The 26,440-nt window shown below is 70.3% G+C and carries 22 protein-coding genes and 1 riboswitch; of the genes, 6 read left to right on the forward strand and 16 right to left on the reverse strand.

What is annotated here, in order from left to right; translation table 11 throughout:
* Window positions 1-6 precede the first annotated feature (6 nt).
* From E5083_RS11725 to ctaE, 6 genes are all read right to left on the reverse strand, one after another.
* The gene (locus tag E5083_RS11725) at window positions 7-1,356 is read right to left on the reverse strand and encodes an aminotransferase class V-fold PLP-dependent enzyme (protein ID WP_135785576.1); all 1,350 of its coding nucleotides are present in this window, start codon (window positions 1,354-1,356) and stop codon (window positions 7-9) included.
* A gap of 169 nt (window positions 1,357-1,525) precedes the next feature.
* Window positions 1,526-1,642, reverse strand: a riboswitch (SAM riboswitch).
* Between the two features lie 107 nt (window positions 1,643-1,749).
* The gene (gene trpD / locus E5083_RS11730; RefSeq protein WP_135785577.1) at window positions 1,750-2,814 is read right to left on the reverse strand and encodes an anthranilate phosphoribosyltransferase; all 1,065 of its coding nucleotides are present in this window, start codon (window positions 2,812-2,814) and stop codon (window positions 1,750-1,752) included.
* A gap of 151 nt (window positions 2,815-2,965) precedes the next feature.
* Complete coding sequence (qcrB, locus tag E5083_RS11735) at window positions 2,966-4,603, reverse strand: cytochrome bc1 complex cytochrome b subunit (RefSeq protein ID WP_135785578.1); 1,638 nt, start codon at window positions 4,601-4,603, stop codon at window positions 2,966-2,968.
* Window positions 4,600-5,658, reverse strand: a complete 1,059-nt coding sequence (qcrA, locus tag E5083_RS11740; protein WP_135785579.1) for a cytochrome bc1 complex Rieske iron-sulfur subunit — start codon at window positions 5,656-5,658, stop codon at window positions 4,600-4,602. The genes qcrB and qcrA overlap by 4 nt, the downstream gene beginning before the upstream one ends.
* On the reverse strand, window positions 5,655-6,467 hold the full coding sequence (gene qcrC, locus E5083_RS11745; RefSeq protein ID WP_135785580.1) for a cytochrome bc1 complex diheme cytochrome c subunit: 813 nt from the start codon (window positions 6,465-6,467) through the stop codon (window positions 5,655-5,657). The genes qcrA and qcrC overlap by 4 nt, the downstream gene beginning before the upstream one ends.
* A 60-nt stretch (window positions 6,468-6,527) precedes the next feature.
* Window positions 6,528-7,148 (reverse strand): aa3-type cytochrome oxidase subunit III, encoded by a 621-nt coding sequence (ctaE, locus tag E5083_RS11750; protein ID WP_030810341.1) that lies wholly within the window; start codon window positions 7,146-7,148, stop codon window positions 6,528-6,530.
* Window positions 7,149-7,293: 145 nt separating this feature from the next.
* Here ctaE and E5083_RS11755 point away from each other — a divergent pair, with 145 nt between their 5' ends.
* Window positions 7,294-7,695, forward strand: a complete 402-nt coding sequence (locus tag E5083_RS11755; protein WP_135785581.1) for a response regulator — start codon at window positions 7,294-7,296, stop codon at window positions 7,693-7,695.
* Window positions 7,696-7,748: 53 nt separating this feature from the next.
* Here E5083_RS11755 and E5083_RS11760 read toward each other — a convergent pair whose 3' ends face one another.
* From E5083_RS11760 to ctaC, 4 genes are all read right to left on the reverse strand, one after another.
* Entirely contained in the window at window positions 7,749-9,011 is a 1,263-nt protein-coding gene (locus E5083_RS11760; protein ID WP_135785582.1) for a L,D-transpeptidase, read from the reverse strand.
* 144 nt (window positions 9,012-9,155) lie between these two features.
* Entirely contained in the window at window positions 9,156-9,554 is a 399-nt protein-coding gene (locus E5083_RS11765; protein ID WP_030810349.1) for a cytochrome c oxidase subunit 4, read from the reverse strand.
* Window positions 9,551-11,284 carry an aa3-type cytochrome oxidase subunit I gene (ctaD, locus tag E5083_RS11770; protein ID WP_135785583.1) on the reverse strand — a complete coding sequence of 578 codons (1,734 nt, stop codon included), beginning with the start codon at window positions 11,282-11,284 and terminating at the stop codon, window positions 9,551-9,553. Before ctaD ends, E5083_RS11765 begins: the two co-directional genes overlap by 4 nt.
* Window positions 11,281-12,273: an aa3-type cytochrome oxidase subunit II gene (gene ctaC, locus E5083_RS11775; protein ID WP_376117014.1), complete on the reverse strand. Its 993-nt coding sequence runs from the start codon at window positions 12,271-12,273 to the stop codon at window positions 11,281-11,283. The genes ctaD and ctaC overlap by 4 nt, the downstream gene beginning before the upstream one ends.
* Window positions 12,274-12,596: 323 nt before the next feature.
* Between ctaC and E5083_RS11780 the strand changes: the two genes are divergently transcribed.
* Entirely contained in the window at window positions 12,597-13,973 is a 1,377-nt protein-coding gene (locus tag E5083_RS11780; protein ID WP_135785585.1) for a cysteine desulfurase/sulfurtransferase TusA family protein, read from the forward strand.
* A gap of 97 nt (window positions 13,974-14,070) precedes the next feature.
* Here the strand turns inward: E5083_RS11780 and E5083_RS11785 are convergent, their stop codons facing one another.
* Window positions 14,071-15,045, reverse strand: coding sequence for a carbohydrate kinase family protein (locus tag E5083_RS11785; protein ID WP_135785586.1), 975 nt, complete (start codon window positions 15,043-15,045; stop codon window positions 14,071-14,073).
* Window positions 15,046-15,176: 131 nt separating this feature from the next.
* On the opposite strand from E5083_RS11785, the gene E5083_RS11790 reads away from it, so the two are divergent.
* Together E5083_RS11790 and E5083_RS11795 are read left to right on the forward strand one after the other, a co-directional pair.
* On the forward strand, window positions 15,177-15,371 hold the full coding sequence (locus E5083_RS11790) for a hypothetical protein (protein WP_135785587.1): 195 nt from the start codon (window positions 15,177-15,179) through the stop codon (window positions 15,369-15,371).
* Window positions 15,372-16,067: 696 nt separating this feature from the next.
* Window positions 16,068-17,480, forward strand: coding sequence for a hypothetical protein (locus tag E5083_RS11795; protein WP_244317478.1), 1,413 nt, complete (start codon window positions 16,068-16,070; stop codon window positions 17,478-17,480).
* Window positions 17,481-17,558: 78 nt separating this feature from the next.
* On the opposite strand, the gene erpA is transcribed toward E5083_RS11795, so the two are convergent.
* On the reverse strand, window positions 17,559-17,915 hold the full coding sequence (erpA, locus tag E5083_RS11800) for an iron-sulfur cluster insertion protein ErpA (protein WP_030807593.1): 357 nt from the start codon (window positions 17,913-17,915) through the stop codon (window positions 17,559-17,561).
* 262 nt (window positions 17,916-18,177) lie between these two features.
* Between erpA and nadA the strand changes: the two genes are divergently transcribed.
* On the forward strand, window positions 18,178-19,362 hold the full coding sequence (gene nadA / locus E5083_RS11810; protein WP_135785590.1) for a quinolinate synthase NadA: 1,185 nt from the start codon (window positions 18,178-18,180) through the stop codon (window positions 19,360-19,362).
* Between the two features lie 75 nt (window positions 19,363-19,437).
* Here the strand turns inward: nadA and E5083_RS11815 are convergent, their stop codons facing one another.
* The 3 genes from E5083_RS11815 to E5083_RS11825 form a co-directional block, all read right to left on the reverse strand.
* Complete coding sequence (locus tag E5083_RS11815; protein ID WP_135785591.1) at window positions 19,438-22,551, reverse strand: efflux RND transporter permease subunit; 3,114 nt, start codon at window positions 22,549-22,551, stop codon at window positions 19,438-19,440.
* 156 nt (window positions 22,552-22,707) lie between these two features.
* Window positions 22,708-23,385, reverse strand: a complete 678-nt coding sequence (locus tag E5083_RS11820) for a response regulator (protein ID WP_135785592.1) — start codon at window positions 23,383-23,385, stop codon at window positions 22,708-22,710.
* A complete protein-coding gene (locus E5083_RS11825) occupies window positions 23,382-24,602 on the reverse strand; it encodes a sensor histidine kinase (RefSeq protein WP_135785593.1) in 1,221 nt (406 codons plus the stop codon). Before E5083_RS11825 ends, E5083_RS11820 begins: the two co-directional genes overlap by 4 nt.
* A 160-nt stretch (window positions 24,603-24,762) precedes the next feature.
* On the opposite strand from E5083_RS11825, the gene E5083_RS11830 reads away from it, so the two are divergent.
* Window positions 24,763-26,139: a DUF3616 domain-containing protein gene (locus tag E5083_RS11830; protein ID WP_425276716.1), complete on the forward strand. Its 1,377-nt coding sequence runs from the start codon at window positions 24,763-24,765 to the stop codon at window positions 26,137-26,139.
* On the opposite strand, the gene pspAA is transcribed toward E5083_RS11830, so the two are convergent.
* On the reverse strand, window positions 26,140-26,418 hold the full coding sequence (pspAA, locus tag E5083_RS11835) for a PspA-associated protein PspAA (RefSeq protein WP_135785595.1): 279 nt from the start codon (window positions 26,416-26,418) through the stop codon (window positions 26,140-26,142).
* Between the last annotated feature and the right edge of the window lie 22 nt (window positions 26,419-26,440).

Genomic DNA, 26,440 nt, shown 5'->3' on the forward strand with positions numbered 1-26,440 from the left:
GAAACCTCAGCTCTCCGGGACGCAGCGGCCGTTTTCGGTGCGGTAGGTCCAGCGGGCGCCCTGGGTGACCAGTTCGCGGAGCGCGGTCACGAAGCGGGTGATGTGCTCGTCCGGGGTGCCCGCGCCGAAGCTGACGCGGACGGCGTTCAGGGAGCCGGTGCCGCAGCCGGCCTGTTCGGCGGTGTTCGTGCCGAGGAGGGCGTGCACCAGGGGGTGGGCGCAGAAGAGGCCGTCGCGGACGCCGATGCCGTACTCGGCGGAGAGCGCGGCGGCGAGGTGGGAGCTGTTCCAGCCGTCCACCACGAAGGACAGCACGCCCACGCGCGGGGCGTCGTCGCCGAACAGCGAGAGCACCCGCACCTCGGGCACCTCGGCGAGCCCCGCCCGGAGCAGCCCGAGCAGGTGCCGCTCGCGGGCGGCCAGCGTCTCGGGGCCGGCCTCGGCGAGCGCCCGGCAGGCCGAGGCGATCGAGTAGGCGCCGATGACATTGGGCGAACCCGCCTCGTGCCGGGCGGCGCCCTCGTGCCACTCCACCTCCACCGAGCCGTCGGCCCGCCGGGCCACCGTGCGGCTGGCGCCGCCGCCCGCGAGGTACGGCTCGGCCGCGGAGAGCCAGTCGGCCCGCCCGGCGAGCACCCCGGAGCCGAAGGGCGCGTACAGCTTGTGCCCGGAGAACGCGATCCAGTCGACGTCCAGCTCGCGCACGCTCACCGCCTGGTGCGGCACCAACTGGGCGGCGTCCAGCACGATCCGCGCCCCGGACGCGTGCGCGGCGGCCGCGAGTTCACGTACCGGCCACACCTCGCCGGTGACATTGGAGGCGCCGGTGACGCAGACCAGCGCGGGGCGCGCGGTGTCCCGGCCGGCGAGGGCCCGCTCCAGCGTGCGCACGGCCCCCTCGGGGCTGCGCGGGGCGTCCAGGAAGGTCACGTCGGCCTCGCGCCAGGGCAGCAGCGCGGCATGGTGCTCGGTCTCGAAGACGTACACCTCGCACCCGGCGGGCAGCGCGCGGGCCAGCAGGTTCAGGGAGTCCGTGGTGGACCGGGTGAAGACCACCTGGTCGTCGTCCCGGCAGTGGAGGAACTCCGCGACCGTACGGCGGGCGTTCTCGAACAGCTCGGTGGAGAGCTGCGAGAGGTGCCCGGCACCCCGGTGCACGCTGCCGTAGTAGGGGGCGTAGGCGGCGACGTCGTCCCAGACCCGCTGGAGCGCGGGGGCGCTGGCGGCGTAGTCGAGCGCGGCGTAGCCGGCCTCTCCCCCGGTGACGAGCGGCACCGAGACGTCCCGGCCGAGCACCGGCAGCGGGGCGGGGACGGCGTCGGCGGGGGCGGGGGCGAAGGCGGTGGAGACGGACATGGCTGAACTCCCGTGAGGCAGGCCGGAGTCACCGCGCGCAGGGCATGCGGACGGGGCACCGGAGGAAGGGTGAAAGGGGGTGTGCGGAGGCGGGGCTCGGCGGCCCTAGCGCATTCGCTTGCTCACGGAAAAAGCTCCCTCGTACGACCAGGACCCCTGGTTATCGAGGGGTCCGCGCTTGCCGTAGACCTTCTGGAATACGGCCTGGTCCTCACCCGGAGCACCCCGCCACGGACGGAGGGTTGCCGGACAGCCGGCCGGGGCCGCATGGCTGTCGCTCATGACCTGATCAGGAAGCTAGCCGGACCGAGCGCGCGGCGCAACCGGCGTCCGGATGCCGGAACGCCGACGCGGCGGGGAGCAACCGCTCCCCGCCGCGCCCGAAAAGCACTCCTACCGGTTGCTGGCGGCCACCCAGCGCTCCAGCGTGCGCGCCGCAGCCCCGGAGTCGATGGACTCCGCCGCTCTCGCCATGCCCGCCCGGAGCTGGTCCGCCAGCGGCTCCTCGGTCGGGTCCAGCGCGACCAGCGCGGCCGCCGAGTTCAGCAGCACCGCGTCCCGCACCGGCCCCCGCTCGCCCTCCAGCACCTTGCGGGCCACCATCGCGTTGTACGCCGGGTCGCCGCCGCGCAGCGCGTCCACCGGCACCAGCTCGATGCCGACGTCACGGGGGTCGAAGACCTCCTCGGTGACCTTGCCGTCGCGCACGATCCACACCCGCGAGGGCGAGGTGGTGGTCAGCTCGTCCAGCCCGTCCTCGCCCCGGAAGACCAGCGAGGAGTTGCCGCGCTCGGCGAAGACGCCCGCGACGATCGGCGCCATGGCCAGGTTGGCCACGCCCACCGCCTGGGACCGCACCCGCGCCGGGTTGGTCAGCGGACCGATCACATTGAAGACCGTACGGATGCCGAGCTGACCGCGCGCGGCGCCGACATGACGCAGCGCCGGGTGGAACTTGACCGCGAAGCAGAAGGTGATCCCCGCTTCCTCCGCGACCTCGGCCACCCGCCTCGGCGTCAGCTCCAGGTTGACCCCGAGCCGCTCCAGCACGTCCGAGGAGCCGGACGCGGAGGACGCGGCCCGGTTGCCGTGCTTGATGACCTTCGCGCCGGTGCCGGCGACCACGATGGAGGACATCGTGGAGATGTTCACCGTCTTGGCGCCGTCCCCGCCGGTGCCGACGATGTCCACGGTCCGGCCGGGCACCTCGATCACATTGGCGTGGTCGTACATCGCCCGGACGATCCCGGTGATCTCCTCGACCGTCTCGCCCTTGGCCCGCAGCGCCACCAGGAAGCCCGCGATCTGGGCGTCCGTGGCCTCGCCGCGCATGATCCGGTCCATCGCCCAGGCGGTGGCGTCGGCGCTCTGGTCCCGGCCCTCCAGCAGGGCGTTCAGTACCTCGGGCCAGGAACGGCCCGCCGCGGTGTCGCCTCCAGCGGGGGTCACAGCGCTCATTCGGCCGCTCCTGGGTGTGAGTGAGGGAAAAACCGGTGTTCCGGGGCACGCGGGGTGCCCGCTCCCACCCTATCCAGCCCGGACAGGGCGAAGGGCCCCGCCGGTGTTCCGGACGGGGCCCTTCGGCCGTGGCGTGGCGACGCGCGCGGGATCAGTGGTGGCCGTGGCCGCTCGTGATCTCCTTGTACTCGTCGACGGTGGGCTTGGGGATCTGGTTGTCCTTGCCGTAGTAGGCGTTGGACAGCTTGACCCGCAGCCGCTCGGTCGGCTTGATCTTCCGCTCGACCCCGTTCTCGTCGACCGTGGGGCCGATCTCGGCGGGCTCGTACTGGTGGTGCGCCGTCAGGGTGTGGAGCTGCTCCTGGCTGAGCGGCTCGTGCACCTCGATGAACTCACCGTGCGGCAGGCGCTTGATGATGCCGGTCTCGCGGCCGTGCAGCACCTTGTCCTTGTCCCGGCGCTGGAGGCCGAGGCAGATCCGCTTGGTGACGATGAACGCGATCACCGGTCCGGCGAAGAAGAAGATCCGGACGAACCAGGTGACCTGGTTGATCGACAGGTGGAAGTGGGTGGCCCACAGGTCGTTGCCACCGCCGACCAGACCGATCATGTACACCGTGACCCAGGCGACGCCGAACGCGGTACGCGTCGGGGCGTTGCGCGGGCGGTCCAGGATGTGGTGCTCGCTCTTGTCGCCGGTGACCCAGGACTCGATGAACGGGTAGACGGCGATGGCCATCAGCACGACACCGAACAGGACCAGCGGGATGAACACGCCCAGGACCAGCGTGTGGCCCCAGAAGTTGATCTCCCAGCCCGGCATGTAGCGGACCAGACCCTCGGCGAAGCCCATGTACCAGTCGGGCTGGGCGCCGGTGGAGACCTGGTCGGGCCGGTACGGGCCCATCGCCCAGATCGGGTTGATCTGCGTGATGGCCGCGATGACCGCGATGACACCGAAGACCAGGAAGAAGAAGCCTCCGGCCTTGGCCATGTACACCGGCAGCAGCGGCATGCCGACGACGTTGGTCTCCTTCTTCCCCGGACCCGCGAACTGCGTGTGCTTGTGGTAGAAGACCAGGATCAGGTGCGCCACCATCAGGCCGAGCATGATGCCCGGCAGCAGCAGGATGTGGATCGAGTAGAACCGGGCCACGAAGTCGTGGCCGGGGAACTCGCCGCCGAAGAGGAAGAACGAGATGTACGTGCCGACGATCGGCATGGACAGGATCGCGCCCTCGGTGAAGCGCACACCGGTGCCGGAGAGCAGGTCGTCCGGGAGCGAGTAACCGGTGAAACCGGTGAACATGCCGAGGACGAACAGCAGGAAGCCGAACAGCCAGTTGACCTCACGCGGCTTGCGGAACGCGCCGGTGAAGAACACGCGCATCATGTGCACGAACATGCCGGCGAGGAAGATCAGCGCGGCCCAGTGGTGGATCTGCCGGATGAGCAGACCACCGCGCACATCGAAGGAGATGTGCAGGGTCGAGTTGAACGCCTCCGACATGAGCTGTCCCTGGAGCGGGACGTAACTGCCGTGGTACTCCACCTCGTTCATCGACGGGTGGAAGAACAGCGTCAGGTACACACCGGTCAGGATGATGATGAGGAAGCTGTACATGCAGACTTCGCCCAGCATGAACGACCAGTGGTCCGGGAAGACCTTGCGCATGTTGGCCTTGGCCAGGGAGAAGATCCCCAGCCGGCCGTCCGCCCAGTCGGCGACGCGCTCGCCGGCCGGCGCCTTCCCGCGCGAGCGGGGGGCTTCGTTCGCTTCAGTACTCATCCGCGCTCCCAGAATGCAGGACCGACGGGCTCCGCGAAGTCGCCGAGCGCCTCGAGGTAGCCCTCGTCGTTCACACCGATGCGGAGCTGCGGCAGGGCGTGACCGGCGGGGCCGAAGATCACTCGGGCACCGTCGGAGAGGTCGAAGGTGGACTGGTGGCACGGGCAGAGCACGTGGTGCGTCTGCTGCTCGTACAGGGAGATCGGGCAGCCCACGTGGGTGCAGATCTTCGAGAACGCGACGATGCCCTCGTGGGACCAGGCCAGTTCCTGCTTGTCCTTGATGTCGTTCGGCAGGAGCCGGACGATCATCAGGGCGGCCTTGGCGATCTGGTCCTGGAAGTCCTCGTCCGTCTCCTCCAGGCCCTCGGGCTTGGCGAAGGTCAGCGAGCCGACGGCCACGTCCTCGGGACGCAGCGGCTCGTTGGTGTTGACGTTGACGAGGAGCTTGCCCTTCGCCCACAGCGTGTGGCGGAGCGAGTTGTGCGGCAGCGGACCGAGGTCGCGCAGCAGCATCACACCGGAGAGCGGCACCAGGGCCAGCGCGCCGAACATCGTGTTGCGGATCAGCTTGCGACGGCCGATGCCGGACTCGGCGGCTCCCTGGCGGAAGTCGTCGAAGACCTGGGCGCGGACCGTGGGCTCCGCCGCGATCGGGTGGCGCTCGGCCACCATCTCGACGTCGGACATCAGGGTGCGCGCCCAGTGGACGGCGCCCGCGCCGATGCAGAACAGCGCCACCCCGAGGGTCAGGCCCAGCGCGAAGTTGAGCGCGCTGATGTGACCGATCGGGAAGACGAAGATCGACTTGTCGTGCGGGATCGTCACGTACGACGCGATGAAGCCGAGGGTGGCCAGCATCGAGATCGTGAACAGCAGGGCCACCGCGCGCTCGGACCGCTTGGCGGCCCGCTCGTCGATGTCCTGCGCACGGTGCTCGTGCGGCGGCATGCCCGGATCGGCGAACGGGGTCTCTTCGTCCGCGACGCTCACCGAGCCGTGCGGGTGGTCCTGCGCGGCGGGCAGGTTCTCTTCTGGAATGTCTTGGCTACTCATGACTTCTTGGCCTTTGCGGTCCGAGCGGCGACCCAGACGGCGACCGCGATCAGCGCGCCGAGGCCGAAGATCCAGGCGAACAGGCCCTCACTGACCGGGCCGAGTCCGCCCAGCTCAAGGCCGCCGGGGTTCTCGGTCTCGCTGCTGTTGACCGCGTTCAGGTACGCGATGATGTCCTTCTTGTTCTTCTCCGTCATGGTGGTGTCGGGGAAGGACGGCATGTTCTGCGGGCCGGTCTGCATGGCCTCGTAGATGTGCTTGGGCGCGACGTCCTCGAGGCTCGGCGCGTACTTGCCCTTGGTCAGGGCACCACCCTTGCCGGTGAAGTTGTGGCACTGCGCGCAGTTGGTGCGGAACAGCTCGCCACCCCGGGCGATGTCCGCACCTTCCTTGGAGTACTGCTCCTTGGTCGGCACGTTCGGGCCGGCGCCCAGCGACGCGACGTACGCGGCGAGCTGGTCGATCTGGGCCTGGGTGTAGATCGGCTTCTTGGCCGGGATCTGGGCCATCTGCGAGCTGGAGGCGGGCATCCGGCCGGTGCCGACCTGGAAGTCGACCGCGGCGGCGCCGACGCCGACCAGGCTCGGGCCGTCGGAGGTTCCCTGGCCACCGGTGCCGTGGCAGCTTGCGCAGCCCACCGAGTAGAGCTTCTGGCCCTCCTTGATGGTCAGGGACTGGGAGGTTTCATCGGCCTGCGCCTTGCCCGCGGGCGCGAACGCGGCGTACAGCCCCCCAGTGGCCGCCAGCGCGAGGAGTAGGACGACGACCGCCGCCAGCGGATGGCGTCGTCGTGCGGAGAGCTTTTTCACGGATTACCCCGGTGTCAGGATCTTCTGCGTCGGTGCTTCTGGATGTGCGGGTGGTGCCCGCTACTTGATCAAGTAGATCGTGGCGAAGAGGCCGATCCAGACCACATCGACGAAGTGCCAGTAGTAGGACACGACGATGGCGGCGGTCGCCTGCTCGTGAGTGAACCTCTTGGCCGCGTAGGTGCGGCCGAGGACCAGCAGGAAGGCGATGAGTCCGCCCGTCACGTGCAGGCCGTGGAAGCCGGTGGTCAGGTAGAACACGGAGCCGTAGACGTCGGAGGACAGCGAGATGCCGTCCTTCTTCACCAGTTCCGTGTACTCGAAGATCTGTCCGCCGATGAAGATCGCACCCATCACGAAGGTGACGATGAACCATCCGCGGAGCTTCTTCACGTCCCCGCGCTCGGCGGCGAACACGCCGAGCTGGCAGGTCAGGGAGGAGAGCACCAGGATCGTGGTGTTCGTCGCGGAGAAGGGCACATTCAGCGCGTGCGCCATCTCCTTCCAGTGATCCAGTCCGGTCACCGATCGAGCGGTGAAGTACATCGCGAAGAGGGCCGCGAAGAACATCAGCTCGGAACTCAGCCAAATGATGGTTCCGACGCTGGTGAGGTTCGGCCGGTTGACCGACGGGTGCGCGTGCCCGGTATCTACTGTCGTTGCTGTCGCCACGACCGACATTATGTCGGTCGCTTATCTCGCCCTCACTCCGGGGGTGCCGTTCGGAGTGTCTCCGCCTGTCGTACCGGTGTTGACGTGCTGTCCCAGGGAGTAGCATCCGGCCCACAACGGCCTGTCCGTAAGACGCCGACGTCTCGGAGGAAGCATGCAGCCGACCGCCACTGTGCTGGTGTACAGCGACGACTCCAACACCCGTGAACAGGTACGGCTCGCCGCCGGACGCCGGCCGGCTCCGGACGTGCCGCTGGTGGAGTTCGTCGAGTGCGCCACCCCCGAGGCCGTGGTGCGCGAGGTGGACCGGGGCGGCATCGACGTCTGCGTGCTGGACGGCGAGGCGGTGCCCATGGGCGGCATGGGGGTCTGCCGCCAGCTCAAGGACGAAGTCTTCGGCGCTCCCCCGGTGTTGCTGCTGATGGGCCGTCCGCAGGACGCCTGGCTGGCGACCTGGAGCCGGGCCGACGCGGCGGTGACGCTGCCGGTCGACCCGATGGAGTTCGCGGAGGCGCTGGCCTCCCTGCTGCGCCGCAAGCGCCTCCAGAACGCCTAGAACGGCCCGCTGAAGGGGCGCGGGGGCCCGTCCGGCTCCCGCACCCCGGAGCGTCATGCGGCGGCGGGGCGCAGGCGTACGGAGTCCCTGGGCGCGGAGCCGTTCTGGGCGGCCCCGGTGAGGGCGCTGCCGGTGCCCCACTTCTTCCAGTCCAGGTTCCAGTCGCCGAACCCGTTGCCGAAGTCCTCCATGGCATGGCCGTTGGAGTTGACGACCTTCACGATGTCGCCGGCCCGGACGTGGTCGAAGAACCACTCGGCGTTCCCGGTGCTCATGCCGGTGCAGCCGTGGCTGACGTTGGCGTAGCCCTGCGAGCCGACCGACCAGGGCGCGGCGTGTACGTACTCACCCGACCAGGTGACGCGGGTGGCGTAGTACACCGGCAGGTCGTACGAGTCGGAGCTGCCCTCGGCGATGCCGACGGTGGTTCCGCGCATCCGTACGAAGTACTGCTTCTCCAGGACCACCTTGACGCCGTTGCGGGTCTCGAAGCCGGGCTTGCCGGTGGTGACCGGGATGGTGTTGATCACCTCACCGTTCTTGTAGAACGTGAGCTGGTGGGTGGCGGCGTCGGTGATGGCCTCCACCTTGTCGCCGATGGTGATCTTCAGATCTTTGCTCTTGCCACCGCGCAGCCGGTCGGTGATCTTGATCCCGTCGAGGTTGCTGTGCACCTGGACGGTGGCGTGGGCGGGCCAGTACTCCTTGGGCCGGTAGTGGAGTTCCTTGTCGCTGACCCAGTACCAGGAACCCTGCACGGCGGGGACGGAGTCCACCCGCAGCCCGCTCTCCACCACGGCCCGCTGGGCCTTGTCCTTGACGGGCTGGTCGAGGTTGGCGACGACGGGCTGTCCGACGCCGTACTCCCCCGCCTCGGGCCCGAAGGTGACACCCAGGCTCTTCTTGCTCACCGTCTTGGTGGTGTCGAAGTTGAGGACCTTGCGGCCGGGGGCGCCGTCCTCGTCCTCGGTGCTCACGCGGACCGTGTAATGGGCGTTGGCGGCCAGCGGGGAGGTGCTGTGCCAGCGCCCGCCGTCGGCGGCGAGTTCGCCCGCCACATAGCGGCCTGTGGCGTCCATGGCGGTGACGTCGGTGATCCGGCCCTCGCCGCTCTTCAGCGTGACCTCGAGGGGCTTGTCCGGATCGGCCTGCTTCGCCTTGTCGGTGGGCGCGTTGAAGACGATCTGGTCGGCCGCGTCGTACGGCTTGGACGACAGGGCATTGCCGTCCGAGCCGCAGCCGGTGACGCCCGCGCCGAGGGCGGCCACCAGCATGGCGGAGCTGACCACGGTGCGGGTCCGCGCAGTGTGATTCATATGATCACGCTATGAGATGAAGACCTCACTGGCTCGGCACGTAACCCGTACGAGGGACGGACACTGCGGCAAAGGAAGGAGCCCGGACCCTCCTGATGGAGTGTCCGGGCTCCCGCCATGTCCTGCGCTGTGCCGCTGGGGGTGTTACTGGGTGCGGTTCTCACCGCGGTAGTACTCGAACACCCAGCCGAAGAGGCCCACGGCGATCAGGGGCGCCGAGAAGTACAGCAGCCACCAGCCGACCGCGATGCCGAGGAAGGCCAGCGCGCCGCCGACCGCCAGGGACAGCGGCTGCCAGCTATGCGGGCTGAAGAAGCCCAGCTCGCCCGCGCCGTCCGCGACGTCGGCCTCCTTGTCGTCCTGCGCGCCCGCGTCGACCCGCCGGGCGGTGAAGCCCAGGTAGAAGCCGATCATGATGCACAGGCCGAAGGCCAGGAAGAGCGCCGTGGTGCCGGCCGGCTCCTTCGACCACACGCCGTACACGACGGCCATGACCAGGACGAAGATGCTCAGCCAGAAGAACATCCGACCTTGGATCTTCACTTGCCGGCCTCCTTGCTGCCCGCGATGGCGGCGCCGTGACCGGCGTGCTCAAGCTGCTCCAGCGCGGCGATCTCGGGGTGGTGCAGGTCGAACGCCGGGGATTCGCTGCGAATCCGCGGCAGGGTGAGGAAGTTGTGCCGCGGCGGCGGGCAGGAGGTCGCCCACTCCAGCGAACGGCCGTAGCCCCACGGGTCGTCCACCTCGACCGGCTTGCCGTACTTGGCGGTCTTCCACACGTTGTAGAGGAACGGCAGGATCGACAGGCCGAGCACGAACGAGGCGATCGTCGAGACCGTGTTCAGCGCGGTGAAGCCGTCGGCCGCCAGGTAGTCGGCGTACCGGCGCGGCATCCCCTCGGCGCCCAGCCAGTGCTGGACCAGGAAGGTGCCGTGGAAGCCGATGAACAGCGTCCAGAAGGTGATCTTGCCGAGCCGCTCGTCCAGCATCTTGCCGGTGAACTTCGGCCACCAGAAGTGGAAACCGGCGAACATCGCGAAGACGACGGTGCCGAACACCACGTAGTGGAAGTGCGCCACCACGAAGTACGAGTCCGAGACGTGGAAGTCCATCGGCGGCGAGGCCAGGATAACACCGGTCAGACCACCGAAGACGAAGGTGATCAGGAAGCCGGTCGTCCAGAGCATCGGTGTCTCGAAGGACAGCGAGCCCTTCCACATCGTGCCGATCCAGTTGAAGAACTTCACACCGGTCGGGACCGCGATCAGGAACGTCATGAAGGAGAAGAACGGCAGCAACACACCGCCGGTGACGTACATGTGGTGCGCCCACACGGTCACGGACAGACCGGCGATGCCGATCGTGGCCGCGATGAGGCCCATGTAACCGAACATCGGCTTGCGCGAGAACACCGGGATGATCTCGGAGATGATGCCGAAGAACGGCAGCGCGATGATGTACACCTCTGGATGGCCGAAGAACCAGAAGAGGTGTTGCCATAGCAGGGCCCCGCCATTGGCGGCGTCGAAGATATGGGCACCGAACTTGCGGTCCGCCTCCAGGGCGAACAGCGCGGCGGCCAGCACCGGGAAGGCCAGCAGGACCAGCACACCGGTCAGCAGCACGTTCCACACGAAGATCGGCATGCGGAACATCGTCATGCCGGGAGCGCGCATGCAGATGATGGTGGTGATGAAGTTGACCGAGCCGAGGATCGTGCCGAAGCCGGAGAAGGCCAGACCCATGATCCACATGTCGGCGCCGACACCCGGCGAACGGACCGCGTCCGACAGCGGGGAGTAGGCGAACCAGCCGAAGTCGGCCGCGCCCTGCGGGGTGAGGAAGCCACCCACGGCGATGGTCGAGCCGAACAGGTAGAGCCAGTAGGCGAACATGTTCAGCCGCGGGAACGCCACGTCGGGCGCGCCGATCTGCAGCGGCATGATCCAGTTGGCGAAACCGGCGAACAGCGGCGTCGCGAACATCAGCAGCATCACGGTGCCGTGCATCGTGAACGCCTGGTTGAACTGCTCGTTGGAGATGATCTGCATGCCCGGGCGCGCCAGCTCGGCACGCATGAGCAGCGCCATCACGCCACCGATGAGGAAGAACGCGAACGACGTCGCCAGATACAGCGTGCCGATCGTCTTGTGGTCCGTGGTCGTCAGCCACTTGATCACGACGTTGCCGGGCTGCTTGCGCCGGATCAACAACTCGTTGTCGTTCGAGTCCTCGGTCGCGCCGGCACCCTGGGGTTCATTGAGGATGCTCACAGGTTGTTCGTCTCCCGGTTCTTCTCGTGGCTCGTCTGCGCGATGCCGGCGGGAATGTAACCGGTCTGCCCCTTCTTGGCGAGGTCCTTGAGGTGCTGCTCGTACCGCTCGGGGGAGACGACCTTCACGTTGAACAGCATCCGGGAGTGGTCGACGCCGCAGAGCTCCGCGCACTTGCCCATGAAGGTGCCCTCCTTGTTGGGAGTCACCTGGAAGGCGTTGGTGTGGCCCGGGATGACGTCCTGCTTCATCAGGAAGGGCACGACCCAGAAGTCGTGGATGACGTCACGCGAGGTCAGCACGAAGCGGACCGTCTTGCCCTTGGGCAGCCACAGCGTCGGGCCGGGGTTGCCGGTCTGCGGGTTCCGCGTACCCGGCGTACCGACGTCGTAGACGCCACCGGCGTTGGCCGGGAACTGGTCCAGGAACCGCGTGGGGATGGCCGCGAGGTTCGGGTCCTTCTTGGCGTCACCGGTGGAACCCGGCACGTTCTCGATGTAGTTGAAGCCCCAGCTCCACTGGAAGCCGACCACGTTGACCGTGACGTCCGGCTTCTTCTCCAGGCTGAGGAGCTTCGATTCGTCCCGCGCGGTGAAGTAGAAGAGCACCGAGACGATGATGATCGGAACCACCGTGTACAGCGCCTCGATGGGCATGTTGTACCGCGTCTGCGGCGGAACCTCGACCTTGGTGCGGCTGCGCCGGTGGAACATGGCGCTCCACAGGATCAGGCCCCACACCAGCACGCCGGTCGCGAGCGCGGCCGCCCACGAGCCCTGCCACAGGGAGAGGATGCGGGGAGCCTCTTCCGTGGTCGGGGTGGGCATGCCAAGGCGGGGGAAGTCCTTGTATGTGCAACCGGTCGCGGTCGCAAGGACCAGGCCCGCGGTCAGTGCCTGGAGCAGCTTCCGCCGCGTCGCGCGCCGCGGCTTGGGGGTACCGCCCACGCCTTTCGGGCGAAGGGGGAGGTCGGAGCCGTTGGGACTCACGTAGCGCCTTCCCGAGAGTCTCGCCCGCGCGGTCGGCTGCGGCCTTCTCGCTGGTCGGTCGCCGCCCTGCGTCGGGCAGGGGTTTGGATGTTTATGCGGACCAAACCCTAGCCGACGGTCTCCGACGGTTCGCGGGGAGGGGGGCATACGCGTCGTCGGGTCGTTCTGAGGGGTGTTGCTGGGGGGCCAATCGCCGTTGTTGTTGCGGTTTGGGGGTTTGTGCGGCGCCGTTGTGGCTTGTCGCGCCCCGCGGCGGAGCCGCAGATGGACACAGCCCCGCGCCCCCAGGTTGGCAGGACTGGACGGCGTTCTAACGTTGAGCCGTGGCTTTCTTCGATGTTGCTTCTGGTGGTGCGCTTCATCCTGTCGCTCGTCAGGCGTTGTTGGCGTCCTTGGACGAGGGGTGGGGTGATCCTGGGCGGTTGTACCGGGAGGGGCGGCGGGCTCGGTTGCTGCTGGACGCTGCTCGGGAGGCGGCGGCCGAGGTGGTGGGGTGCCGGGCGGACGAGGTGGTGTTCACGTCGTCGGGGACGCGGGCCGTGCACGACGGTGTGGCGGGGGCGTTGGCCGGGCGGCGGCGCGTCGGACGTCACCTGATCGTGTCAGCGGTCGAACATTCCTCGGTCCTCCATTCGGCGGACGCGTTCGAGGCCCAGGGCGGTGCTGTCACCCGAGTGGGCGTCAGCCGGGCGGGGGCGGTGGACCCGTCGGCGTACGCGGATGCGCTGCGTACGGACACCGCGCTGGCGTGTCTGCAGTCGGCCAACCACGAGGTGGGCACCGTGCAGCCGGTGGCCGAGGTGGCCGGGGCGTGCCGGGCGGCCGGGGTGCCGTTGCTGGTGGACGCGGCCCAGTCGCTGGGCTGGGGTCCGGTGCCCGAGGGCTGGTCGCTGCTGACGGCCAGCGCGCACAAGTGGGGCGGCCCCACGGGCGTGGGCCTGCTGGTGGTGCGCAAGGGCGTCCGCTTCGCGGCCCAGGGTCCGGGCGAGGAACGGGAGTCGGGGCGCGTCTCCGGCTTCGGCAACATCCCGGCGATCGTGGCCTCGGTGGCCGCGCTGCGGGCGGTACGGGCCGAGGCCGACGCGGAGGCGGTACGGCTGCGGGCGCTGACCGAGCGCATCCGGGCGCGGGTACCGCAGTCGGTGCCGGACGTGGAGGTGGTGGGCGATCCGGAGCGGCGGCTGCCGGGGATCGTCACGTTCTCCTGCCTGTACGTCGACGGCGAGGTGCTGCTGACCGAGCTGGACCGGGCCGGCTTCTCCGTCTCCTCCGGCTCCTCCTGCACCAGCGGCACCCTGACCCCGAGCCATGTCCTCAAGGCGATGGGCGTACTGAGCGAGGGCAACGTCCGCGTGTCGCTGCCGCCGGGCGTCGCGTCGGAGGAGGTCGACCGCTTCCTGGAGGTGCTGCCGGGCGTGGTGGCGGGAGTCCGCTCCCAGCTCGGCGCCCCGGAGCCCCAGGTGCGGCAACGCGCGGCGGAGCTGGTGGTCGACTCCCTCGGCAAACGCTGCCCGATCCCGGTGATCGAACTGGCCAAGGTCTTCCCCGAGGTCCCCGTAGGCGGCACGGTCCGCGTCCTCTCGGACGACGAGGCAGCCCGCCTGGACATCCCGGCATGGTGCGAGATGCGGGGCCAGGAGTACGTGGGCGAGGAGGAGGCGGAGCGGGGACGTGCCTACATCGTCCGCCGGGTGAGCTAACCAAGAGGCTGAGGGGCAGCTACCTCAGGGGCGCGGGGAACTGCGCGACCAGCCCCAACGGGCCCGCAGCGAACCACGGACCCGTCAAGGCTAGGACTTAGCTGAGGTACTCACGAACCTCGGCAGCCGCATCCTCCCCGTACGCCTTCGTGAACCGATCCATGAAGTGCGCCCGCCGAAGCTGGTACTCCTGCGTACCCACCGTCTCGATGACGAGCGTCGCCAGCATGCACCCGACCTGAGCCGCCCGCTCCAGCGAGACCCCCCAGGCAAGCCCGGAAAGGAACCCGGCCCGGAAGGCGTCGCCCACACCCGTGGGATCAGCCTTACGCTCCTCATCCGGGCACCCGACCTCGATCGGGTCCTCACCGACCCGCTCGATCCGCACCCCGCGCGAACCAAGCGTCGTCACCCGGTGCCCGACCTTCGCGAGAATCTGCTCATCGCTCCAGCCGGTCTTGGACTCGATGAGCCCCTTCTCGTACTCGTTGGAGAACAGGTACGTCGCACCGTCCAGCAGTATCCGGATCTCCTCACCCTCCATACGGGCGATCTGCTGGGAGAAGTCCGCGGCGAACGGGATGGACCGGGACCGGCACTCCTCGGTGTGCCGGAGCATCCCCTCCGGGTCGTCCGCGCCGATGAGGACGAGGTCCAGCCCGCCCACCCGGTCCGCGACCGTCTTCAGCTCGATCAGCCGGGCCTCGCTCATCGCGCCGGTGTAGAAGGAGCCGATCTGGTTGTGGTCGGAGTCGGTGGTGCACACGAAGCGGGCGGTGTGCAGGGTCTCCGAGATACGGACCGACTCGGTGTCCACGCCATGGCGGTCGAGCCAGGAGCGGTACTCGTCGAAGTCGAAGCCCGCCGCGCCGACGAGGATCGGCCGGGTGCCGAGCTGGCCCATGCCGAAGGCGATGTTGGCGCCCACGCCGCCCCGGCGCACGTCCAGATTGTCGACGAGGAAGGAGAGCGAGACCGTGTGCAGTTGGTCCGCTACGAACTGGTCGGCGAAGCGGCCGGGGAAGGTCATGAGGTGGTCGGTGGCGATGGAGCCGGTGACTGCGATGCGCACGGCAGGCGTTCTCCTGGCGGGAGGGGGAGCTGACAGTTCACGCTACCCGTAATCGGGCAGCCGCTGAAGCGGGGAAAACTACCCGATAGTAGATCTTTCTTCACCGGCCCTGCCGTGCCTACGGTGCGCTCATGACGAACCTCAGGCCCGACGATCTCGAAGTGGACCTCCCCGCGCTGCGCGGTGACTGCGCCCGCATGGCCCCGCACTGGGCCCCGCCCGAGCACCCGGCCACCCACCCGGTCCCGCCCTCACTGATCCACGGGGTCCGGGTGCCGCATCGCTCCGCTCGACTGGTGGACGAGATGTCCGAGTACGGCGACTGAGGCTGCCTCCGGCGGTTCGGCAGGCTCCTCCGCCGGGGCGCGCGGCAGGGAACCGTGCGCTCCCCTCACGCGTCCCACCGCCGTCCCCCGCGCGGGAGACGCGGGGCACGAGCAGCGAGGAGCGATGCGGTGACCACGGAGCGACCCGAGAACCCGGACCCGTCCGAGTCGGCGGAGGAGCCTGCGGCGACCTCGGCCGCATCGAAGGCCCAGGGGAACACGGAAAGCCTGAAGCCCGGCGAGCCTGCGGAGCGCTCTGGGGCCGCGGAGGCGTCGGAGGCCGGCGGGACCGCGGAGAGCCCTGAGCCTGCCGGGGCCACGGAGGCGACGGAGGGCCCGGAACCCGCGGAGGCGACGGAGCGTCGGAGGGGCACCGAAGCGTCGGAGGCCGGCGGGACCGCGGAGAGCCCTGAGCCTGCCGGGGCCACGGAGGCGACGGAGGGCCCGGAACCCGCCGGGGCCACAGAGGCGACGGAGAGCCTGGAGCCCGCTGGGGCCGCGAAGGCGACGGAGCGTCGGAGGGGCGCCAAGGCGTCGGAGGCCGCCGGGACCGCGGAAAGCCCTGAGCCCGCCGGGGCCACGGAGGCGACGGATCGCCCCGAGCCCGCCGGGGCCGCGGAGGCGGCGGAGCGGCGGGAGGCCGGCGAGGTGTCGGAGGCTCTGGGGGCCCCGGAGGCTGACGAGGCTCCGGAGGCTGTGGGCGAGGTTGCCGCTGTCGGCCAGGCCGGTCAGGACGGCCCCGCCTCTCCCGCCCGACGCCCCCGGACCGCCGCGATCGTCGCCTCCGTCGCCGCCGCCGTGCTGCTCGTCGGTGGCGGGGGCGCCTGGCTGGCCTCCGGGGCCGGGGGCGACGAGAAGCCGGCCGGCAGCAATGGCGCTCCCCCGCCCCTCGCCCTCGACAGCGCCCCCGGCTCCCCCGGCATCGCCGTCGGGGAGCCCGACCCCAACGGCGCCGTCCACTACGTCGTCAAGGGCGACCTCCCCGACGGCCCCGACTCCGCCCCCGTCCACCTCGCGGGCGACAAGGCCGGCAAGGACGAAGTGGCCCGGCTGGCCAAGGCGTTGGGGATCGACGGCGTCCCTGTGGCCGACGGGAACGGCTGGCGGGCCGGGGAGCGGGAGGGCGGGCCCGTGCTGCGGGTGACCGGCGCCGACTGGTCGTACACCCGTTACGCGCCCGGCACCGACAACTGCCGCAAGATCACCGTCTGTTCGCAGGACCCGGCCGCCCCGGCGGACGAGCCGGTCGGCACCACCGAGGCGGAGCGGGTGGCGCGGCCGGTACTGAAGGCGCTCGGGCAGGACGGCGCGAAGCTCGACGCGAGCCAGGTGATGGGCGGCCGGCGGGTGGTGAACGCCGACCCGCTGGTGGACGGTCTGCCCACCTACGGCTGGACGACCGGCCTGACCGTGGACGAGAAGGGCGACATCGTCGGCGGCCACGGCATGCTGGCGCGGCTGACGAAGGGCGCCACGTACCCCGTGCTGGGCGCGGCCGACACGGTGAAGCTGATGAACAAGCAGCCCGCCGAGGGCCACCGGATGGGCATCGGCGGATGTGCGAGCCCGGTGCCGCTGGAGGACCGCCTGGAGCAGCCGTGCGGCGCCGGCACCGGCTCCCCCGCCGCGCCGAAGGCCGCTTCGGTGACGGTCGAGAAGGCGGTGTTCGGGCTGGCCGCGCAGTCGGTGGACGGCCGCCAGGCCCTCGTACCGTCCTGGCTGTTCGAGGTGCGCGGCTCGGCGGCGCGGGGCGGTTTCACGGTGGCGCACCCGGCGGTCGACCCGAAGTATCTGGCCTCCGCCTCCGCCGAAGCGCCGACGGCGCCGAAGGAGCGCGGGGTGAAGGTGGAGGGGTACCGCACCGAGGGCCGGAAGCTGACCGTGCGCTTCATGGGCGGGGTGTGCGCCGACTTCAGCGCGGCGGCACGGGAGAGCGCGGGCCGGGTGACGGTCACGGTCATCGAGAAGCCGGAGCCGGGCAACTGCGTCGCCATGGCCAGGGAGTACGCCCGTACCGTCTCCCTGGACGCCCCCCTCGCGGACCGCGCGGTGGTCGGCACCGACGGGGACCGGGTGCCGAAGGCGGAGCAGAGCCTGCTCCCCCGCTGACACCTCCGCACACGACGACGGCGGCGGTCCCTCGCAAGGAGGGGCCGCCGCCGTCGTGTCGCGGCTGTGGGGCCGAGTTTAGCTGAAGGAGTCGCCGCAGGCGCAGGAGCCCGTCGCGTTCGGGTTGTCGATCGTGAAGCCCTGCTTCTCGATCGTGTCCACGAAGTCGATGGTGGCGCCGCCCAGGTACGGGGCGCTCATGCGGTCGGTGACGACCTTGACGCCGTCGAAGTCCTTCACGACGTCGCCGTCGAGCGAGCGCTCGTCGAAGAAGAGCTGGTAGCGCAGACCGGAGCAGCCGCCGGGCTGGACGGCAACGCGCAGGGCGAGGTCGTCCCGGCCTTCCTGGTCGAGCAGTGCCTTGACCTTGGCCGCGGCGGCGTCGGTCACGATGATGCCGTCGGTGACGGTGCTGGTCTCGTCCGATACGGACATCTACATCTCTCCCAAGTTGTACGGAGACTGCTTTCCGACCAGTGCAACCGGCGCGCCGGCCGATTCATTCCGGGCCGGGCGGACCGTCTGGCCGCGTTTCGCTCTCTCTTCATGCTCGCACACGGGCGGAAGAGGGGGCAGCGGGCCGGTGCCGGAGAGGCCGGGATTCACGTCACATGGACGCTATCGCCATCGTCAAAGTGACGTGAAGCGGTTATGATAGATAACGTCAGTTAGACGAAAAGTAGAAAGGGTAGGTGCCGTGACCACCGCCCAGACCCCGCAGCTCGACGTACAGCCGTCTCCGCTCGCCCTGCTGCTGCTCGGCCGCGGGGCCGACCCGAGGAGCGAGCGGGGCGTCGAATGCCCCGGCGATCTGCCCGAGCCGTCCGACCCGGACCTGGTGGCGCGTGCCCGCGCGGCCAAGGAGAAGCTCGGCAGCAAGGTCTTCGTCCTCGGCCACCACTACCAGCGGGACGAGGTCATCCAGTTCGCGGACGTCACCGGTGACTCCTTCAAGCTGGCCCGTGACGCGGCCGCCCGGCCGGACGCCGAGTACATCGTGTTCTGCGGTGTGCACTTCATGGCCGAGTCGGCGGACATCCTCACCACCGACGACCAGAAGGTCGTGCTGCCGGACCTCGCGGCCGGGTGCTCGATGGCCGACATGGCCACGGCCGAGCAGGTCGCGGAGTGCTGGGACGTGCTGACCGAGGCGGGCGTCGCCGAGCAGGTCGTGCCGGTGTCGTACATGAACTCCTCCGCGGACATCAAGGCGTTCACCGGCAAGCACGGCGGGACCATCTGCACCTCGTCCAACGCCGAGCGGGCGCTGGAGTGGGCCTTCCAGCAGGGCGAGAAGGTGCTGTTCCTGCCCGACCAGCACCTCGGGCGCAACACCGCCGTCCGGGACATGGGGATGTCCCTGGAAGACTGCGTCCTCTACAACCCGCACAAGCCGAACGGCGGGCTCACCGTCGAGCAGCTCCGGGACGCGAAGATGATCCTGTGGCGCGGGCACTGCTCCGTGCACGGGCGCTTCAGCCTGGAGTCGGTCGAGGACGTGCGGGAGCGGGTGCCGGGTGTCAACGTCCTGGTGCACCCCGAGTGCCGGCACGAGGTCGTGGCCGCGGCGGACTACGTCGGCTCGACGGAGTACATCATCAAGACGCTGGAGGCGGCTCCGGCCGGCTCCAAGTGGGCCATCGGCACCGAGCTGAACCTCGTCCGGCGGCTGGCGAACCGGTTCGCGCCCGAGGGCAAGGAGATCGTCTTCCTCGACAAGACGGTCTGCTTCTGCTCCACCATGAACCGCATCGACCTCCCCCACCTCGTCTGGACCCTCGAGTCCCTCGCCGAGGGCACCTTGGTCAACCGCATCGAGGTGGACCGCGAAACGGAGGCATTCGCCAAGCTGGCCCTGGAGCGGATGCTGGCGCTTCCGTAGCGGCACCTGTCTACGACAGAGGCCCGTCGGACACCTTGAGGGTGTTCGACGGGCCTCTGCCTGTTGGGGTGCCGATCAGACTCCGGCCGTCTCCGGCTCGTCCGAGCTGCTCGGCTCCTGCTCCGGGGTCCGCTTCGCCGCCTTCTTGGCTGCTCGGCGTTCCTTTCTCAGCTCGACCATCGCGTAGAGCGTCGGGACGAGGAGGAGGGTCAGGAGGGTGGAGGTGATCAGGCCGCCGATGACCACGACCGCCAGGGGCTGGGCGATGAAGCCGCCCTCGCCGGTGACGCCGAGGGCCATCGGGAGGAGGGCGAAGATCGTCGCCAGGGCGGTCATGAGGATCGGGCGGAGCCGGTGGCGGCCGCCCTCGACGACGGCCTCGACGACCCCGTACCCCTGCGAGCGGTACTGGTTGATCAGGTCGATCAGCACGATCGCGTTGGTCACCACGATGCCGATGAGCATCAGCATGCCGATCATCGCCGGGACACCCATCGGGGTGCCGGTGAGGATGAGCAGGCCGATCGCGCCGGTCGCCGCGAACGGGATGGAGACCAGCAGGATCAGCGGCTGGACCAGCGAGCGGAAGGTCGCCACCAGCAGCATGAACACGATGGCGATGGCCGCCAGCATGGCCAGACCCAGGTTCTTGAAGGCGTCGTCCTGGTCGGAGGAGACCCCGCCGATCTCGGCCGTGGCGCCCGCCGGGAGCTTCAGGGCCTTGATCTTCGACTGGAGCTGGGTGCTGACCGCGCCGGTGTTGTCCCCGGTCGGCTTGGCCGTGACGGTCGCCGCGCGCTGACCGTCGATCCGGGTCATCGACACCGGCCCGTCGACCAGCTTCACCGTGGCGATGTCACCGAGCTTCACCGCACCAAGCCGCAGCCCCTTCAACTGGGCCAGCGTGGCGGCCGGGTGGGCGGACCGTACGACGACATCGCGCTCGGTGTCGTCCAGGACGGCCTTGCCCGCCGGAACACCGCGCACCGACTGGGCGACCGCCGCGCCGAGCTTCTGCTCGTCGAACCCGGCCGCGGCCGCCTTGGCGTTGGCGCGCACCGAGATGCGCGGCACGCTCTGCGCGAGGTCGCTGGTGACGTCGGTGACGTCGTCCAGGCCGGCCACGGTGGAGCGCACCTTCTCGGCCGCCGTGCGCAAGGTCGCGGGGTCGGCGGCCTTGACCACGACGCTGAGGTCCTGGTTACCGAAGGCCGCGCCCGCCGAGACGGTGGTGGTGCCCGCGCCGTCCAGCTTCTTCAGCCCGTCCTCCAGCTCGCGCTGCACGTCGGCGGCGGAGCCGGAGTCCTTCAGCATGATCTGGTACGACGCCTGGTTGGTGTCGGTGCCGCCGCCGAAGGCGGCCATGAAGCCGGAGGAGCCGACGGTGACCTGGTAGTCCTTGATGCCGTCGATCCCGCCGAGCAGCTTCTCCACCCGCCTGGCCTGCGCGTCGGTCGCGGCGAGGCTGGTGCCGGGCTTCAGCTTCTGCTTGACGGTGAGGACCTGCTGCTCGCCCTGGTCGAAGAAGTTGGTCTTCAGCAGCCCGGCCATGCCGAAGGTGCCGAACAGCACGACGACCGCGATCAGCAGGCTGACCAGCCGGCGCCGGGTGGCGAACCGCAGCACGGGGACGTAGAGACGCTGGAGGCGGCTGTTCGCCTCCTTCTCCTCGGCCCGGCGGCGGGCCTCCTCGGCGTCCTCGGGGGTGCCCTTGGGGGCGCGCAGGAACCAGTACGACAGCACCGGCACCACGGTCAGCGACACCAGCAGCGAGGCCAGCAGGGCGGCCGTCACGGTGATGCTGAACGAGCCGAACAGGGCGCCCACCATGCCGCCGACCAGGCCGATCGGCAGGAAGACGGCGACCGTGGTCAGGGTGGAGGAGGTGACCGCGCCGGCGACCTCGCGGACGGCGCCGAGGATGGCCTCCTTGCGCTCCTCGCCGTAGCCGAGGTGCCGCTTGATGTTCTCCAGCACCACGATCGAGTCGTCCACGACCCGGCCGATGGCGATGGTCAGCGCGCCCAGCGTGAGCATGTTCAGCGACAGACCGCGCGTCCACAGCACCAGCAGCGCCAGCACCACGGAGAGCGGGATGGAGACCGCGGTGACCAGCGTGGAGCGGACCGAGGCCAGGAAGACCAGGATGATCAGCACGGCGAACAGCAGGCCGAGCGCGCCCTCGGTGGTCAGGCCGTCGATGGCCTTGGACACCTCGGGCCCCTGGTCGCTGACGACCGTGAGCTTGGCGTCCTTGCCCAGGTCGGCCCGGAGCTTGGGGAGCTGGTCCTCGACGGCTTCGGAGATGGCGACCGCACTGCCGTCGTGGTCCATCGTGACGTTGACCGCGAGACTCGGCTTGCCGTCGGTCCGGGTCAGCGCGTCGGCCGGGGCCGGCCGCTCCGCGACGGTCGCCACGTCGGCCAGGCGTACGGGCTTCCCTCCGCCCTGGCCCGCGATACGCAGGTCCTTGATCTGGTCCAGTGAGGTGAAGCCGCCGCCGACCTGGACGGTGCGGTTGGCGCCGTTCTCGTCGAAGGAACCCGCCGGGACGGACGCGCCGCCCGCCTGGAGCGCCGGGATGAGCGCGGCCGGGCCGATCCCCGCCTTGGCGAGCTTGGCGTCGTCCGGGGTGACGGCGACCTGGAGGTCGCGCACGCCCATGACCTGGACCCGGCCGACGCCGTCGATGTCCTTCAGCGCCGGGACGACCGTACGGTCCAGCTTGTCGGCGAGCGCCTGCTGGTCGGTGCCGGAGGACGCGGCGAGCACCACGGTCGGCATGTCGTCGGTGGAGCCGGAGACGACTTGGGGGTCGACGGTGTCCGGGAGCTGGGCGCGGGCACGGTTGACGGCCTGCTGGACGTCGGTGACGAGCCGCTTGGTGTCGTTGCCGTAGTCGAAGGACGCCATGATCACGGCGTTGCCCTCGCTGGCGGTGGAGGTGACCGAGGTGACGCCGTCGACGCCCTGGAGGCTGTCCTCGATCGGCTCGACGACCTGCTTCTCCACCACGTCGGGCGAGGCGCCCTGGTAGGGGGCGATCACCGAGACCATGGGCAGGTCGATGGTGGGCAGCAGTTGCTGCTTGATCTGGGGTATCGCGATGAGCCCGAAGACCAGCGCGATGAGCGACATCAGGCCGATCAGGGCCCGTTGCGCGAGGCTGAAACGGGACAGCCAGGACATGGGACAGGGTCTCTCTTCTGTGAGCGGCAGAAGCTGCGGCGGGACGCGTCTGTGCGCCCACCTCACACCCTGGTCCATCATCGGGGCCCGACCCGTAGCCCCCAGGTCCATTTCCTTCGCGGGCCGGTACTCCGCGCGCAGTAGCGCGGCCGGGGGTCAGTCCGACCTCGGGCGGACCAGCCCGGACTCGTAGGCGATGACGACGAGCTGGGCCCGGTCGCGGGCGCCCAGCTTGGCCATGGCCCGGTTGACGTGCGTCTTCACGGTGAGCGGGCTGACCTCGAGCCGCTCGGCGATCTCGTCGTTGGAGTGGCCGCCGGCCACCAGCACGAGCACCTCGCGTTCCCGGACGGTGAGCGCGTCGAGCCTGGCCAGCCGGGCCGGGTCGGGGGCGGGGGCGTCGGACTGGGCGAGGAAGCGGGCGATCAGGCCCTTGGTGGCGGCCGGGGACAGCAGCGCCTCCCCGCTCGCGGCGAGCCGGATCGCGGTGAGCAGCTCTTCCGGCTCGCTGCCCTTGCCGAGGAACCCGGAGGCGCCGGCGCGCAGTGCCCGTACCACGTAGTCGTCGACCTCGAAGGTGGTCAGGATGACCACGCGGACGTGGGCGAGGGCCGGGTCGGCGCCGATCAGGCGGGTGGCGGCGAGGCCGTCGGTGCCGGGCATCCGGATGTCCATCAGGACGACGTCGGCGGCGCACTCCTTGGCCAGCCGCACCGCCTCGGCGCCGTCGGACGCCTCGCCCACCACGGCCATGCCGGGCTCGGAGTCGACCAGTACCCGGAACGCGCTGCGCAGCAGGGCCTGGTCGTCGGCGAGCAGGACACGGATGGTCATACGGGCTTCCTCTCGGCCCCGGCACGGGTCTGGACCGGCAGGATGGCATGGACGCGGAAGCCGCCGCCGTACCGGGGGCCGGTGGTGAGGGTGCCGCCGAGCGCGGTGACCCGCTCGCGCATGCCGAGCAGCCCGTGTCCGCCGCCGGTGCCGGTCGCCCCGGTGGCGCCGGCGCCGTCGTCCAGCACGCTGACCTCGATGTTCGGCCCGACCCGGACGACGCTGACCTCGGCCTTGGCGCCGGTTCCGGCGTGCTTCTGGGCGTTGGTGAGGGCTTCCTGCACGATCCGGTAGGCGGCCAGGTCGACGGCGGCCGGGAGTTCGGTGTCCTGATCGGCGCGGGCCACCTGGACGGGCAGTCCGGCGTTGCGGAAGGTGCCGGCGAGTTCGTCGAGGCGGCCGAGGCCGGAGGCGGGTTCGGTGGGCGCGGCGGGGTCGTCGGACTGGCGGAGCAGGCCGACCGTGGCGCGCAGTTCGTCCAGCGCCGAGCGGCTGGCCTCGCGGACGTGCGCGAGGGCCTCCTTGGCCTGGTCGGGGCGCCGGTCCATGACGTGGGCGACGACACCGGCCTGCACGTTGACCAGGGCGATGTGGTGGGCGACCACGTCGTGCAGTTCGCGGGCGATGCGCAGCCGTTCCTCGGCGACCCGGCGCCGGGCCTCCTCCTCGCGGGTGCGCTCGGCGCGTTCGGCGCGCTCCCGGATGGCCCGCACATAGGCACGGTGGCTGCGGACGGCGTCGCCCGCGGTGGCGCCGATGCCGGTCCAGGCGACGAGGGCGAGGTTCTCCTGCGCGTACCAGGGCAGCGGTCCGGCGGCCATGGCGGCCACCGTCAGCACGGTCATGGTGAGCAGTCCGACCCGCCAGGTGGTGGCCCGGTCGGTGGTGGAGGCCACGGTGTACAGGGCGATGACGGCGGCCATCGCCACGGGGGCGCGGGGGTCGCCGGTGACGCACTCGATCAGCGCGAAGGTGCCGGTGGCGGCCAGTACGGCGAGCGCGGAGCGGCGGCGCAGGACGAGGGCGGCGGCGGCCAGGACCATCAGCAGCAGGCTCACCACGCCCGGCGGCCGGGCGCCCCAGTCCACGCCGTGGTCGCCGTCCGGTGCGGCGAAGGCGCTGCTGATCATGCACAGCAGCACGGCCGCCGCGATGACCGCGTCGAGTGTGAGGGGGTGCGCCTTGAACTGGTACCGGGCGCGTCGGAGAGTGCTCACCCGGTGAACAGTACGGGGCGCGGTGTCCGTGCGGGTGAGCGCCGGGACGCCAGGTGTCGGGTGGTGTTCGCCGGGGATACCGGTGGTGGACGCCCGCCGTTGGCCGGGGCGGCCGAGCCTCGGGTCGCCGGATGTGTCCCGTCGTCGAAAGGCAGTGACCGTGCGCCCTCTCGCCTCCCGTCTCCTCCCCACCGCCACCGCCGTGGCCCTGCTGGCGGTGCTCGGCCCGGCCGCCGCGGTGCACGCGGCGTCCACCGGCACCCCGACGATTCTGCTCTCGGCCGGCTACCTGTCCGGCGCGGTCGGCGCGACCGGAGACCCGGTGGTGACGGTGACCGTCGCGCAGAGCGGCGCGGACGCCTCGGGGCTGACGGTGACGGCGTCCAAGAGCAGCCGGAGCACGGTGGCGGGCACCGGGGACGTCAAGGTCACCGGCACGGGCGGCAGCCGTACGGTCGCGGTGACCGCCCGCGCCCAGGGGTACGCCGACCTCACGCTGAAGGTGACCGGCGCCGACGGCAAGTCGGCCACCACGACCCTGCACTACGCGGCCTCCCCCGCCGTCCAGCGGTCGGCCGACGCCCGCTATCTCACCGGCGCCTCGGACGCCTCCGCCGCCGTGGACGCGGGAGGCGGCTATGTCCTGGTGGCCAACGACGAGGACAACACCCTGCGCCTGTACGACGGTTCGGCCTCGGGCGCGCCGGTGAAGAGCTGGGACCTGTCCGCCGCGCTGGGCGCGTCCAAGGAGGTCGACATCGAGGGCGCGGCCCGCGTCGGGAACACCGTGTACTGGACCGGCTCGCTCGGCAACAACAAGGACGGCGAGTACAAGGCGGACCGCAACACGGTCTTCACCACCACGCTCTCCGGCTCCGGCGCCACCACCTCGGTGGCCTTCGGCAGCGCCGGGCACAGGCTGCGGGACGACCTGGTGGCCTGGGACAAGGCGAACGGCAACCGGTACGGCTTCGCGGCCGCCACCGCCGACGGCCAGACCTCCAAGCAGGTGGACGGCTTCAACGTGGAGGGCCTGGAGTTCGCGCCCGGCTCCACCACCACCGCCTACGTCGGCTTCCGCGCTCCGCTGGTGCCGCCGAGCAACACCGGGAAGGCACTGATCGTGCCGGTGACCAACATGGACCAGGTGGTCCGGGGCACGAAGGCGGCCTTCGGCACCCCGGTCGAGCTGGACCTCGGCGGGCTCTCGGTGCGGGACCTGCGCCGGAACGACAAGGGGCAGTATCTGATCGTCGCCGGGTCCTGGGCGGCCGAGGACAACAGCGCGCCCTACGCCCTGTACCGCTGGGACGGGGTGGCCGGGCACCAGCCGGCGAAGGTGCTGGACCTGCCCACGGCGGACGCGGGTGGCTGGGAGTCCGTGGTGTCGGTGCCCGACCTGGACGTGTCCGGCGGCCGGGTCCAGCTCATCACCGACGACGGCAGTGCCGACCTCTACGGCGACGGCACCGAGGCGAAGGACCTCTCCCACCCGGAGTGGCAGAAGTCCCGCTCCACCTTCTTCCGGCTCGGCTGATCAGCCGGGGATCAGCCCGTCGTCGCTGAGCATCTCCCGGACCTCCTCCACGGTGGCGTCCGGGGCGGGCAGGATCAGCTCGGAGGGTTCCAGGGAGTCGTCCGGGAGCGGGGTGCCCAGCTTCCGGACGGCTTCCAGCAGGGCGTGCAGGGTGCGCCGGAAGCCCTCCTCGTCACCGCCCTCGACCTCGGCGAGCAGTTCGTCGTCCAGCTCGTTCAGCTCAGGGAAGCGGGAGTCGTCCAGCCTCACCTGGCCCTCACCCATGATCCGTACGATCACTACGGCCTCCTCGGTTCGGGTC

The organism is Streptomyces bauhiniae, from assembly GCF_004784475.1.
In the GTDB taxonomy this organism is placed as follows: domain Bacteria; phylum Actinomycetota; class Actinomycetes; order Streptomycetales; family Streptomycetaceae; genus Streptomyces; species Streptomyces seoulensis.

Coding starts and splice junctions, on each gene's coding strand:
- E5083_RS11725 (WP_135785576.1), bottom strand. CDS start 1,356: ATGTCCGTCTCCACCGCCTTCGCCCCCGCCCCCGCCGACGCCGTCCCC.
- trpD (WP_135785577.1), bottom strand. CDS start 2,814: ATGAGCGCTGTGACCCCCGCTGGAGGCGACACCGCGGCGGGCCGTTCC.
- qcrB (WP_135785578.1), bottom strand. CDS start 4,603: ATGAGTACTGAAGCGAACGAAGCCCCCCGCTCGCGCGGGAAGGCGCCG.
- qcrA (WP_135785579.1), bottom strand. CDS start 5,658: ATGAGTAGCCAAGACATTCCAGAAGAGAACCTGCCCGCCGCGCAGGAC.
- ctaE (WP_030810341.1), bottom strand. CDS start 7,148: ATGTCGGTCGTGGCGACAGCAACGACAGTAGATACCGGGCACGCGCAC.
- E5083_RS11755 (WP_135785581.1), top strand. CDS start 7,294: ATGCAGCCGACCGCCACTGTGCTGGTGTACAGCGACGACTCCAACACC.
- E5083_RS11760 (WP_135785582.1), bottom strand. CDS start 9,011: ATGAATCACACTGCGCGGACCCGCACCGTGGTCAGCTCCGCCATGCTG.
- E5083_RS11790 (WP_135785587.1), top strand. CDS start 15,177: ATGACGAACCTCAGGCCCGACGATCTCGAAGTGGACCTCCCCGCGCTG.
- erpA (WP_030807593.1), bottom strand. CDS start 17,915: ATGTCCGTATCGGACGAGACCAGCACCGTCACCGACGGCATCATCGTG.
- E5083_RS11815 (WP_135785591.1), bottom strand. CDS start 22,551: ATGTCCTGGCTGTCCCGTTTCAGCCTCGCGCAACGGGCCCTGATCGGC.
- E5083_RS11820 (WP_135785592.1), bottom strand. CDS start 23,385: ATGACCATCCGTGTCCTGCTCGCCGACGACCAGGCCCTGCTGCGCAGC.